This window comes from Mycobacterium sp. NGS34 (assembly GCF_059812845.1).
In genome coordinates, this window is sequence record NZ_JCALDM010000005.1 from 68324 (window position 1) to 80913 (window position 12590).

The window sequence follows — 12590 nt, forward strand, 5'->3', positions numbered from 1 at the left end:
CACCCAGTAGTAGTGGCGCCCGTCGTATGGTACGGTGCAGGTAGAACCCCAAAAAGAAACCTTGAGGGTTGCCGGCCAGCCGGCCCTTCGGACGCTTGTCCGATCGCGCCGATTCGCGACCGACATAGGGAGCTACCCCTTGGGTGATTCCAGAGTGACGTGCGATACGCTCGGCGGGCCACCGATCGGTCGGTCGAGGGTTTCCCGCTCTACAACCTGGGATTGAGGTGCTGCAGTGACGACACCAGCGCAGGACGCGCCGTTGGTGTTCCCCTCTGTTGCTTTCCGTCCGGTTCGGCTATTGGCGATCAGCGTCGCGGTCACCGCGCTGGCGATGCTCGCCGCCGGATTGTCGGGCCGCCTCATGCTCGGTGTGTTCTTCGGTGTCGGGTTGCTGCTGGGTTTGCTCAACGCATTGCTGGTGCGGCGTTCGGTCGCGTTGATCACCGCCAAAGACCACCCGCTGAAAAGCTCGATGGCGCTCAATTCGGCGACCCGGCTGGCGATCATCACCGTTATCGCGCTGATCATTGCCTACGTTTTCCGGCCCAACGGCTTGGGCGCGATGTTCGGGCTGGCGCTCTTCCAGGTGCTCCTGGTCGTGTCGACGGCGGTGCCCGTGTGGAAGAAGCTGCGCACGGGCGAGCCGGTCGCATCCCTGGGCCCGGACGGGTCGGACGAAAGGAACACCAGCGATGACTGAAATGATCCTGGCCGGTTCCCAAATCGAGGTCGGCGAGCACACCACCGCCACGTGGCTGGGTTTGACGGTCAACACCGACACCGTGCTGTCGACCGCGATCGCCGGCGTGATCGTGATCGCCCTGGCCTTCTTCCTGCGCGCCAAGATCACCTCGAGCGGCGTTCCCAGTGGGGTTCAACTGTTTTGGGAGGCGCTCACCATCCAGATGCGCGACCAGATCGAGAGCGCCATCGGGATGCGGATCGCGCCGTTCGTGCTGCCGCTGGCCGTCACCATCTTCATCTTCATCCTGATCTCCAACTGGCTGTCGGTGCTGCCGCTGCAATACACCGACAAATCCGGCCACACCACCGAGCTGCTCAAGTCGGCGGCTGCGGACATCAATTACGTTCTGGCGCTGGCCCTTTTCGTGTTCGTCTGTTATCACGTGGCCGGCATCTGGCGCCGCGGCATCATCGGGCACCCCCTCAAGGTGCTCAAGGGGCACGTGGCGTTCCTGGCGCCGATCAACCTGGTCGAAGAACTGGCGAAGCCGATCTCGTTGTCGCTCCGTCTCTTTGGCAACATCTTCGCCGGGGGCATCCTGGTGGCGCTGATCGCGCTCTTCCCGCCCTACATCATGTGGGCGCCCAACGCGATCTGGAAATCTTTCGACCTGTTCGTCGGGGCGATCCAGGCCTTCATCTTCTCGATCCTGACGATCTTGTACTTCAGCCAGGCCATGGAGCTGGAGGAACACCATGACTAGCCCAGCCAGATAAGCCAACAGATAAAAGCTGGATAAAGGAGGAAAAGAATGGACCCCACTATCGCTGCCGGTGCCCTCATCGGCGGTGGAATCATCATGGGCGGCGGCGCAATCGGTGCCGGTATCGGTGACGGTATCGCCGGTAACGCGCTGGTGTCCGGCATCGCCCGGCAACCCGAGGCGCAGGGCCGGTTGTTCACGCCGTTCTTCATCACCGTCGGTCTGGTTGAAGCGGCCTACTTCATCAACCTGGCGTTCATGGCGTTGTTCGTATTCGCCACGCCCGTCACGTAGTTCGCTGTGATGGGTGACCCGAACCCCATGGTGCTCGCCGCCGGCCAGGTGGTCGCCGAGGGAGGCAAGGGGGGCAGCAACTTCCTCGTCCCCAACGGCACGTTCTTCTTCGTGCTCGCCATCTTCCTCATCGTGCTCGGCGTCATCGGCACCTTCGTGGTGCCGCCGATCCTCAAGGTGCTGCGCGAACGCGACGCCATGGTCGCCAAGACCGCCGCCGACAACAAGAAGTCGGCCGAGCAGTTCGAAGCCGCCCAGGCCGATTACGAAGAAGCCATGAAGGAAGCCCGCGTGCAGGCGTCGGCCTTCCGCGACAACGCCCGCGCCGAAGGCCGCAAGGTCATCGAGGACGCGCGGGCCCGTGCCGAGCAAGAGGTGATGGCGACGGTGCAGCTGGCCTCCGAGCAACTGAAACGGGAAAGGGACGCCGTGGAATTGGATCTGCGTGCCAACGTCGGAACCATGTCGGCGACCCTGGCCAGCCGGATCCTCGGCGTCGACGTCACGACCTCCGCCGCGACAAGGTAAATCGATGTCGACTTTTTTCGGACAGCTGCTCGGGTTCGCGCTCATCGTGGCGCTGGTGTGGCGGTACGCCGTGCCGCCGGTGCGCAGAATGATGGCCGCCCGGCAGGATTTGGTGCGCCAGCAGCTGGCCGATTCGGCCGCGGCCGCCGACCGGCTGACCGAGTCGACCACCGCCCACAGCAAAGCGGTTGAGGCGGCCAAGGAAGAGGCCGAGCAGGTGGTCGAAGAGGCCCGCGCGGACGCGGAGCGCATCGCGGAGCAGTTGCGGGCGCAGGCCGGCGTCGAGGCCGAACGCATCGCGGCGCAGGGCGCCCGCCAGGCCGAGCTGCTGCGGGCGCAGCTGACGCGCCAGCTACGCCTGGAGCTCGGACACGAATCCGTGCGCCAGGCAGGCGAATTGGTGCGCAGCTTTGTCGCCGACGCCGACCAGCAGTCGGCCACCGTCGACCGGTTCCTGGACGATCTCGAAGCCATGGCGCCCGCGCCCGCCGAGGTGGCGTACCCGCTTATGACGAAGATGCGCTCCGCCAGTCGTGAGGCGCTGGGCAGCCTGTCGGATCGATTCGGCACCATCGCCAAAAACCTTGACAACAATGCGCTTTCCAAGCTCTCCAGCGAGCTTGTGTCGGTGGCCAAGATGCTGGACGGCGAAATCGTCGTCACCCGGTATCTGACCTTGCCGGCCGAAGACGCGGCGCCCCGGGTCCGGCTGATCGAGCGGCTGGTGTCCGGCAAGGTCGGCGACGCCACGCTCGACGTGCTGCGGGCCGCCGTCTCCGAGCGTTGGTCGGCCAACTCCGATCTGGTCGACGCCATCGAGCACATCTCGCGGCAGGCGCTCCTGGAGGTCGCCGAACGCGAGGACCGGGTCGACGAGGTCGAAGAGCAGCTGTTCCGGTTCGCGCGCATCCTCGACGCGCAGCCGCGACTGTCCATCCTGCTGGGCGACTACGGGTCTCCCGCCGAAGGACGAGTTGAGTTGCTGCGCAAGGTGCTCGGGAGCGCTAGTGGCAGGGTCAACCCGGTCGCACGGGCGCTGCTGAGCCAGACCGTCGAGCTGTTGCGCGGCGAACCGGCCGAGGAGGCCATGAAGTTCTTGGCCCAGGTCGCGGTGGCGCGCCGGGGCGAAATCGTCGCGCGGGTCGGCGCCGCGGCCGAGCTCACCGACGCCCAACGCACCCGCGTCACCGAGGTTCTCAGCCGCATCTACGACCACCCGGTGTCGGTGCAGCTGCAGATCGATCCCGAATTGCTCGGCGGCCTGTTGATCGCCGTGGCCGACGAGGTGATCGACGGGGCGCTCTCGTCTCGGCTGGCCGCGGCGCAGGCCCAGTTGCCCGACTGACCACATCATCACTGACAGCATGCGAACGAAGATCAAGTAGGAAGACGAAAAGCCATGGCAGAGTTGACAATCTCGGCTGACGACATCCAAAGCGCCATCGAGGAGTACGTAGGCTCTTTCACCGCCGACACCTCGCGCGAGGAGGTCGGTACCGTCGTCGACGCCGGGGACGGCATCGCGCACGTCGAAGGTTTGCCGTCCGTCATGACCCAGGAGCTGCTCGAGTTCCCGGGCGGGGTCCTCGGCGTCGCGCTCAACCTGGACGAGCACAGCATCGGCGCGGTGATCCTCGGTGACTTCGAGAAAATCGAAGAGGGTCAACAGGTCAAGCGCACCGGCGAGGTGTTGTCGGTCCCCGTCGGCGACGCGTTCCTCGGCCGGGTCGTCAACCCGCTGGGCCAGGCGATCGACGGGCAGGGAGACATCGAGACCGACGAGCGGCGCGCGCTGGAGCTCCAGGCGCCCTCGGTGGTCGAGCGCCAAGGCGTGAAGGAGCCCCTGCAGACCGGGATCAAGGCCATCGACGCCATGACCCCGATCGGACGGGGCCAGCGCCAGCTGATCATCGGCGACCGCAAGACCGGCAAGACCGCGGTGTGCGTCGACACCATCCTCAACCAGCGGCAGAACTGGGAGTCGGGCGACGAACGCAAGCAGGTGCGTTGCGTGTACGTGGCCATCGGTCAGAAGGGCACGACGATCGCGGCCGTCCGTCGCGCGCTGGACGAGGGCGGCGCGATGGACTACACCACCATCGTCGCGGCTCCCGCGTCGGACTCCGCCGGCTTCAAATGGCTTGCGCCCTACACGGGTTCGGCGATCGCTCAGCACTGGATGTACGACGGCAAGCACGTGCTGATCGTGTTCGACGACCTGAGCAAGCAGGCCGAGGCATACCGCGCGATCTCGCTGCTGCTGCGCCGCCCGCCGGGCCGCGAGGCCTACCCGGGTGACGTGTTTTACCTGCACTCGCGGTTGTTGGAGCGCTGCGCCAAGCTTTCCGACGAGCTCGGTGGCGGATCGCTGACGGGCCTGCCGATCATCGAGACCAAGGCCAACGACATCTCGGCCTACATTCCCACCAACGTCATCTCGATCACCGACGGGCAGTGCTTTCTGGAGTCCGATCTGTTCAATCAGGGTGTCCGGCCCGCGATCAACGTCGGTGTCTCGGTGTCCCGCGTGGGTGGCGCGGCGCAGATCAAGGCCATGAAAGAGGTGGCCGGCTCGCTGCGTCTGGACCTGTCGCAGTATCGCGAACTGGAATCGTTCGCGGCCTTCGCCTCCGACTTGGACGCCACGTCCAAGGCGCAGCTGGAGCGCGGCGAACGGCTGGTCGAGCTGCTCAAGCAACGGCAGTACCAGCCCATGCCGGTCGAGGAGCAGGTGGTGTCGATCTTCCTGGGCACCGGCGGCCACCTGGACTCCGTGCCCGTCGAGGACGTCAGGCGGTTCGAAACCGAGTTGCTGGACCACATGCGGGCTTCCGAGGAGAAGTTCCTGGCCGGGATCCGCGACAGCCAGAAGCTTTCGGAAGAGGGCGAAAACCAGCTCACCGAGATCATCAAGAAGTTCAAGAAGGGCTTCGCGGCCTCCGACGGCGGATCGGTGGTGCCCGACGAGCACGTCGAGGCGATGGACGAAGAAGACCTGGAAAAGGAGTCGGTGCAGGTCAAGAAGGAAAAGCCGAAGAAGGACTCCAAGGACTCCAAGAAGGACAAGAAGTAGCTAACGATGGCGGCCACACTTCGCGAATTGCGCGGCCGGATCCGATCGGCGGGGTCGATCAAAAAGATCACCAAGGCCCAGGAGATGATCGCGACCTCGCGCATCGGTAAGGCGCAGGCACGGCTGGAATCCGCGCGCCCCTACGCATTCCAGATCACCGCGATGCTCACCACCCTGTCCGCCGAGGCCGCGCTCGACCACCCCTTGCTGGTCGAGCGGGAGGACCCGAAGCGGGCCGGCGTCCTGGTGGTGTCCTCCGACCGGGGCCTGTGCGGTGCCTACAACTCCAGCGTGTTCCGTCGCTCCGAGGAGTTGTTCTCCCTGCTGCGGGAGGAAGGCAAGACGCCGGTTCTGTACACGGTGGGCCGTAAGGCGCAGAACTACTTCAAGTTCCGCAACTGGGACATCACCGAGTCGTGGGCGGGTTTCTCCGAGCAACCGCAGTACGAAAACGCCGCGGAGATCGCCACGACCCTGGTCGACGCCTTCATGAAGGGCGCTGGGGACGACGAGGACCAGCAGTCCGACGACCAGGGCGTTGACGAACTGCACGTCGTCTACTCGGAGTTCAAGTCGATGATGTCGCAAACGGCGGTGGCCCACCGCATTGCCCCGCTGGTGGTGGAGTACATCGAGGAGGAGGAGGAACTGCACACCCTCTACTCCTTCGAGCCCGACGCGACGACGTTGTTCGACGCGCTGTTGCCGCGGTACCTGACCACCCGCGTGTACGCGGCGCTGTTGGAAGCGGCGGCGTCGGAGCTGGCGTCGCGCCAACGCGCGATGAAGTCGGCCACCGACAACGCGGACGACCTCATCAAGGAACTGACGCTGATGGCGAACCGCGAGCGGCAGGCCCAGATCACCCAGGAGATCAGCGAAATCGTCGGTGGCGCAAACGCGCTCGCCGACGCTAAGTAGCACCACGAGGAAGAAGAAACATGACTGCTACTGACCAGAAGACCAAAGAGAACGAGAAGTCCGGGGACTCCGACACCAGCGGACGCGTGGTACGGATCACCGGACCGGTCGTCGACGTCGAGTTCCCGCGCGGCGCCGTTCCGGAGCTGTTCAACGCGCTGCACACCGAGATCACTTTCGAGGAGATGAAGAAGACGCTCACCCTGGAGGTCGCGCAGCACCTGGGCGACAGCCTGGTGCGCACGATCTCGATGCAGCCCACCGACGGCCTGGTGCGTGGCGTTGAGGTCACCGATACCGGCAAATCGATCTCGGTGCCCGTCGGCGAGGGCGTCAAGGGCCACGTTTTCAACGCGCTGGGGTACTGCCTGGACAAGCCGGGGTATGGGGAGGACTTCGATCACTGGTCGATTCACCGCAAGCCGCCGGCCTTCGAGGAGCTCGAGCCGCGCACCGAGATGCTCGAGACCGGTCTGAAGGTCGTCGACCTGCTCACCCCGTACGTGCGTGGCGGCAAGATCGCGCTGTTCGGCGGTGCCGGCGTCGGCAAGACGGTGCTCATCCAGGAGATGATCAACCGCATCGCCCGAAACTTCGGTGGCACTTCGGTTTTCGCCGGGGTGGGCGAGCGCACCCGCGAGGGCAACGACCTGTGGGTGGAGCTCAAGGAAGCCGACGTGCTCAAGGACACCGCGCTGGTGTTCGGCCAGATGGACGAGCCGCCCGGCACCCGTATGCGGGTGGCGCTGTCCGCGCTGACGATGGCGGAGTGGTTCCGCGACGAGGCGGGCCAGGACGTGCTGCTGTTCATCGACAACATCTTCCGGTTCACCCAGGCGGGCTCGGAGGTGTCGACCCTGCTCGGCCGGATGCCGTCGGCGGTGGGCTACCAGCCGACGCTGGCCGACGAGATGGGCGAGCTGCAGGAGCGGATCACCTCGACGCGTGGGCGCTCGATCACGTCCATGCAGGCGGTCTACGTGCCCGCGGATGACTACACCGACCCGGCGCCCGCGACCACGTTCGCGCACCTGGACGCCACCACCGAGCTGTCGCGTTCGGTGTTCTCGAAGGGCATCTTCCCCGCGGTGGACCCGCTGGCGTCCAGCTCGACCATCCTTGACCCCGGCGTCGTCGGCGACGAGCACTACCGCGTGGCGCAGGAAGTCATCCGAATCCTGCAGCGCTACAAGGACCTTCAGGACATCATCGCCATCCTCGGCATCGACGAGCTGTCCGAGGAGGACAAGCAGCTGGTCAACCGGGCGCGGCGCATCGAGCGGTTCCTGTCGCAGAACATGATGGCGGCCGAGCAGTTCACCGGTCAGCCGGGTTCGACAGTGCCGGTGAAGGAAACCATCGAGGCGTTCGACAAGCTGACCAAGGGCGACTTCGACCACATCCCCGAGCAGGCGTTCTTCCTGATCGGCGGCCTCGACGACCTGGCCAAGAAAGCCGAAAGCTTCGGCGCCAAGCTCGATTCCTGAGGCATAAGTCGAAAGGCACAGTGGCATGGCCGAATTGAACGTGGAGATCGTCGCCGTCGACCGGAAGATCTGGTCGGGTGAGGCAACGTTCCTGTTCACCCGCACCACCGTCGGTGAGATCGGGATCCTGCCCCGCCACATCCCGTTGGTGGCGCAGTTGGTTGACGACGCCATGGTGCGGGTCGAACGCGAAGGCGAGGACGACCTGCGGATCGCGGTGGACGGCGGTTTCCTGTCGGTCACCGAGGAGACCGTCACCGTCCTGGCCGAATCCGCGGAGTTCGAGTCGGAGATCGACGAGAGTGCCGCCCGGGACGACGCCGAATCCGACGATCCCCGTATCGCCGCCAGGGGGCGCGCCAGACTGCGCGCCGTCGGCGCGATCGACTAACCGTCGCGATGAGCGCGCCCATGGTCGGCATGGTCGTGCTCGTCGTCCTGTTAGCCGCCGCCGTCCTGGCGCTGAGCTACCGGCTCTTGAAGCTGCGGCAGGGCGGAACCGCGGGAATCATGCGCGACATTCCCGCCGTCGGGGGCCACGGCTGGCGGCACGGGGTGATCCGCTACCGCGGCGGCGAGGCCGCGTTCTACCGGCTGTCCAGCCTGCGGCTGTGGCCGGACCGCCGGCTCAGCCGGCGCGGCGTGGAGATCGTGGCCCGGCGCGCCCCGCGCGGCGACGAGTTCGACATCATGACCGACGAGATCGTGGTGTTGGAGCTGCGTGACACGACGCAGGACCGCCGGTCGGGCTACGAGCTCGCGCTCGACAAGGGCGCATTGACCGCGTTCTTGTCCTGGCTGGAGTCCCGGCCCTCGCCGCGCGCACGCCGCCGCAGCGTTTAGCGAGCCGAGAGGCGTCGAAACTGCGGTGAGAGTGCGGTTTTGGTGCGAATCGCGCTCCAGGCGCAGACTCGATGCCGCTTTACCCCTTCGGCGCGCCGCCCCCGGGCCGCCAGAGCACATCCCCGCCGGGGTTGGCCACCCGCGCCAGGATGAACAGCAGATCCGACAGCCGGTTCAGGTATTTGGCCGGCAGCACGCTGACCCCGTCCGGCTGGGAATCGACCGCGGCCCACGCCGAGCGCTCGGCCCGGCGCACCACGGTGCGGGCGACGTGCAGCAGCGCCGACAACGGCGAACCGCCAGGCAACACAAAGGAATTCAGCGCCGGCAGCGCTTCGTTATATTTGTCACACCACGCCTCGAGCCGATCGATGTAGGGCTGGGTGACCCGCAGCGGGGGATGCGCGGGGTTTTCCACCACGGGGGTGGACAGATCCGCGCCGGCGTCGAACAAGTCGTTCTGGATCTGGCGCAGCACGCCCGCGATTTCCTCGGTGGGTTGGCCGAGGGCGACCGCGACACCGATCGCCGAGTTGGCCTCGTCGCAGTCCGCGTACGCAACCAGGCGCGGGTCGGTTTTGGAGACCCGTGAGAAATCGCTCAATCCCGTCGTTCCGTCATCGCCGGTTCGCGTATAGATGCGGGTCAGGTGGATCGCCATGAGCCAAACGGTACTCGGCTGACCGCGCCCGGCTGACTGACAAGCCGATACCGCTTCATTAGACTGACGCGGGTGACAGAGCGATTCGTGGTGACCGGCGGGAACCGGTTGTCCGGCGAAGTCGCTGTCGGGGGCGCCAAGAACAGCGTGCTCAAGCTGATGGCCGCGACCCTGCTGGCCGAGGGCACCAGCACCATCACCAATTGCCCGGACATCCTCGACGTGCCGCTGATGGCGGAAGTATTGCGCGGCCTGGGCGCCACCGTCGAACTCGACGGCGACGTCGCCCGCATCACCTCGCCGGACGAACCCAAGTACGACGCCGACTTCGCGGCCGTGCGCCAGTTCCGCGCCTCGGTCTGCGTGCTCGGGCCACTGGTCGGCCGGTGCAAGCGCGCCCGGGTCGCGCTCCCGGGCGGCGACGCGATCGGCTCGCGCCCGCTGGACATGCACCAGGCCGGCCTGCGGCAGCTGGGCGCGCAGTGCAACATCGAGCACGGGTGCGTCGTTGCGCAGGCGGATACGTTGCGCGGCGCGGAGATTCAGCTGGAGTTCCCGTCCGTGGGGGCCACCGAGAACATCCTGATGGCCGCCGTCGTGGCGGAGGGCGTCACCACCATCCACAACGCGGCGCGCGAACCCGACGTGGTGGACCTGTGCACGATGCTGAACCAGATGGGCGCACAGATCGAAGGCGCGGGCTCGCCGACCATGACGATCACCGGCGTCCCGCGGCTGCATCCCACGGAGCACCGCGTGATCGGCGACCGCATCGTCGCCGCCACCTGGGGCATCGCTGCGGCGATGACCCGCGGCGACATCGAGGTCACCGGCGTCGATCCGGCCCACCTGCAGGTGGTGCTGCACAAGCTCCACGACGCGGGTGCCACCGTCACCCAGACGGACAGCAGCTTCCGGGTCACCCAGTACGAGCGCCCGAAGGCCGTCAACGTGGCGACGTTGCCGTTCCCCGGGTTTCCGACCGATCTGCAGCCCATGGCCATCGCGCTGGCGTCGATCGCCGACGGCACCTCGATGATCACCGAGAACGTGTTCGAGGCACGCTTCCGGTTCGTCGAGGAGATGATCCGGCTCGGCGCCGACGCCCGCACCGACGGGCACCACGCCGTCGTGCGTGGCCTGCCCCAGCTGTCCAGCGCCCCGGTGTGGTGTTCGGACATCCGCGCAGGCGCCGGCCTGGTCTTGGCGGGACTGGTCGCCGACGGAGACACCGAGGTCCACGACGTCTTTCACATCGATCGCGGCTACCCGTTGTTCGTGGAAAACCTGGCGATTTTGGGAGCGGAGATCGAGCGGGTAGAGTAGTCAAAGTCAGTGCCCCACAAGGCCGGTCACCTCGCGAAGATGGCCGAAACCGGGGCCTTGACTCCCTCGCCGGATCGGTACTAGCCTGGCACGGCTGCCCCTGCAGCGGTCACCACAATGAGATGGCCAAAACTGGGGCTTGACGCCTCCGCCAGACCGGTATTAAGCTGGCAGGGTTGCCCGGAAGCGGGCGAAAACAAGCAAGAGTGTTGTTTGAGAACTCAATAGTGTGTTTGGTCTTTTTATTTTGTTGTTGTTTTTTTGACCATACTCTGCACCCCCCGTGTGTGGGTATGGTCGTTTTTTGATGCCAGTAATAATTGGTGTCTTTTGTTAGGTCAGATTTTCTCTGATTGTAAATTCACCTCGTTATCGAGGGGTTTTTGTTTGGAGAGTTTGATCCTGGCTCAGGACGAACGCTGGCGGCGTGCTTAACACATGCAAGTCGAACGGAAAGGCCCCTTCGGGGGTACTCGAGTGGCGAACGGGTGAGTAACACGTGGGTAATCTGCCCTGCACTTCGGGATAAGCCTGGGAAACTGGGTCTAATACCGGATAGGACCATTTAGCGCATGCTTTATGGTGGAAAGCTTTTGCGGTGTGGGATGGGCCCGCGGCCTATCAGCTTGTTGGTGGGGTGACGGCCTACCAAGGCGACGACGGGTAGCCGGCCTGAGAGGGTGTCCGGCCACACTGGGACTGAGATACGGCCCAGACTCCTACGGGAGGCAGCAGTGGGGAATATTGCACAATGGGCGCAAGCCTGATGCAGCGACGCCGCGTGGGGGATGACGGCCTTCGGGTTGTAAACCTCTTTCAGCAGGGACGAAGCGCAAGTGACGGTACCTGCAGAAGAAGCACCGGCCAACTACGTGCCAGCAGCCGCGGTAATACGTAGGGTGCGAGCGTTGTCCGGAATTACTGGGCGTAAAGAGCTCGTAGGTGGTTTGTCGCGTTGTTCGTGAAATCTCACGGCTTAACTGTGAGCGTGCGGGCGATACGGGCAGACTGGAGTACTGCAGGGGAGACTGGAATTCCTGGTGTAGCGGTGGAATGCGCAGATATCAGGAGGAACACCGGTGGCGAAGGCGGGTCTCTGGGCAGTAACTGACGCTGAGGAGCGAAAGCGTGGGGAGCGAACAGGATTAGATACCCTGGTAGTCCACGCCGTAAACGGTGGGTACTAGGTGTGGGTTTCCTTCCTTGGGATCCGTGCCGTAGCTAACGCATTAAGTACCCCGCCTGGGGAGTACGGCCGCAAGGCTAAAACTCAAAGGAATTGACGGGGGCCCGCACAAGCGGCGGAGCATGTGGATTAATTCGATGCAACGCGAAGAACCTTACCTGGGTTTGACATGCACAGGACGCCGGCAGAGATGTCGGTTCCCTTGTGGCCTGTGTGCAGGTGGTGCATGGCTGTCGTCAGCTCGTGTCGTGAGATGTTGGGTTAAGTCCCGCAACGAGCGCAACCCTTGTCTCATGTTGCCAGCGCGTAATGGCGGGGACTCGTGAGAGACTGCCGGGGTCAACTCGGAGGAAGGTGGGGATGACGTCAAGTCATCATGCCCCTTATGTCCAGGGCTTCACACATGCTACAATGGCCGGTACAAAGGGCTGCGATGCCGCAAGGTTAAGCGAATCCTTTTAAAGCCGGTCTCAGTTCGGATCGGGGTCTGCAACTCGACCCCGTGAAGTCGGAGTCGCTAGTAATCGCAGATCAGCAACGCTGCGGTGAATACGTTCCCGGGCCTTGTACACACCGCCCGTCACGTCATGAAAGTCGGTAACACCCGAAGCCAGTGGCCTAACCCTTTGGGAGGGAGCTGTCGAAGGTGGGATCGGCGATTGGGACGAAGTCGTAACAAGGTAGCCGTACCGGAAGGTGCGGCTGGATCACCTCCTTTCTAAGGAGCACCACGAAAAGCACCCCAATTGGTGGGGTGCAAGCCGTGAGGGGTTCCCGCCTGTAGTGGGCGGGGCCGGGTGCACAACAGCAAATGATTGCC

12 protein-coding genes and 1 rRNA gene are annotated in these 12590 nt (G+C 64.8%); 12 read left to right on the forward strand and 1 reads right to left on the reverse strand.

What is annotated here, in order from left to right; translation table 11 throughout:
• Positions 1-235: 235 nt before the first annotated feature.
• The 10 genes from AC5Y7V_RS14365 to AC5Y7V_RS14410 are packed head-to-tail and all read left to right on the forward strand — an operon-like array spanning position 236 to position 8597.
• Positions 236-703: an ATP synthase subunit I gene (locus AC5Y7V_RS14365; protein WP_499880722.1), complete on the forward strand. Its 468-nt coding sequence runs from the start codon at positions 236-238 to the stop codon at positions 701-703.
• A complete protein-coding gene (gene atpB / locus AC5Y7V_RS14370) occupies positions 696-1451 on the forward strand; it encodes a F0F1 ATP synthase subunit A (RefSeq protein WP_499880723.1) in 756 nt (251 codons plus the stop codon). The genes AC5Y7V_RS14365 and atpB overlap by 8 nt, the downstream gene beginning before the upstream one ends.
• Positions 1452-1499: 48 nt before the next feature.
• Entirely contained in the window at positions 1500-1745 is a 246-nt protein-coding gene (locus AC5Y7V_RS14375; RefSeq protein WP_066928722.1) for a F0F1 ATP synthase subunit C, read from the forward strand.
• 9 nt (positions 1746-1754) lie between these two features.
• Positions 1755-2273 (forward strand): F0F1 ATP synthase subunit B, encoded by a 519-nt coding sequence (locus AC5Y7V_RS14380; protein WP_066928719.1) that lies wholly within the window; start codon positions 1755-1757, stop codon positions 2271-2273.
• A gap of 4 nt (positions 2274-2277) precedes the next feature.
• Entirely contained in the window at positions 2278-3618 is a 1341-nt protein-coding gene (locus AC5Y7V_RS14385) for a F0F1 ATP synthase subunit B/delta (protein WP_499880724.1), read from the forward strand.
• Positions 3619-3672: 54 nt separating this feature from the next.
• Positions 3673-5346 carry a F0F1 ATP synthase subunit alpha gene (atpA, locus tag AC5Y7V_RS14390; RefSeq protein ID WP_499880725.1) on the forward strand — a complete coding sequence of 558 codons (1674 nt, stop codon included), beginning with the start codon at positions 3673-3675 and terminating at the stop codon, positions 5344-5346.
• Positions 5347-5352: 6 nt separating this feature from the next.
• Positions 5353-6267, forward strand: a complete 915-nt coding sequence (locus AC5Y7V_RS14395; RefSeq protein ID WP_499880726.1) for a F0F1 ATP synthase subunit gamma — start codon at positions 5353-5355, stop codon at positions 6265-6267.
• A 20-nt stretch (positions 6268-6287) separates the two neighbouring features.
• Positions 6288-7754, forward strand: coding sequence for a F0F1 ATP synthase subunit beta (atpD, locus tag AC5Y7V_RS14400; RefSeq protein WP_499880727.1), 1467 nt, complete (start codon positions 6288-6290; stop codon positions 7752-7754).
• A 25-nt stretch (positions 7755-7779) separates the two neighbouring features.
• A complete protein-coding gene (locus tag AC5Y7V_RS14405) occupies positions 7780-8145 on the forward strand; it encodes a F0F1 ATP synthase subunit epsilon (RefSeq protein ID WP_499880728.1) in 366 nt (121 codons plus the stop codon).
• A gap of 8 nt (positions 8146-8153) precedes the next feature.
• The gene (locus AC5Y7V_RS14410) at positions 8154-8597 is read left to right on the forward strand and encodes a DUF2550 domain-containing protein (RefSeq protein WP_499880729.1); all 444 of its coding nucleotides are present in this window, start codon (positions 8154-8156) and stop codon (positions 8595-8597) included.
• A 79-nt stretch (positions 8598-8676) separates the two neighbouring features.
• Here AC5Y7V_RS14410 and AC5Y7V_RS14415 read toward each other — a convergent pair whose 3' ends face one another.
• Entirely contained in the window at positions 8677-9258 is a 582-nt protein-coding gene (locus AC5Y7V_RS14415) for a cob(I)yrinic acid a,c-diamide adenosyltransferase (protein ID WP_499880730.1), read from the reverse strand.
• A 72-nt stretch (positions 9259-9330) separates the two neighbouring features.
• Here AC5Y7V_RS14415 and murA point away from each other — a divergent pair, with 72 nt between their 5' ends.
• Positions 9331-10584, forward strand: a complete 1254-nt coding sequence (gene murA, locus AC5Y7V_RS14420) for a UDP-N-acetylglucosamine 1-carboxyvinyltransferase (RefSeq protein WP_077102943.1) — start codon at positions 9331-9333, stop codon at positions 10582-10584.
• 384 nt (positions 10585-10968) lie between these two features.
• Positions 10969-12488 (forward strand): 16S ribosomal RNA (locus AC5Y7V_RS14425).
• Positions 12489-12590 lie beyond the last annotated feature (102 nt).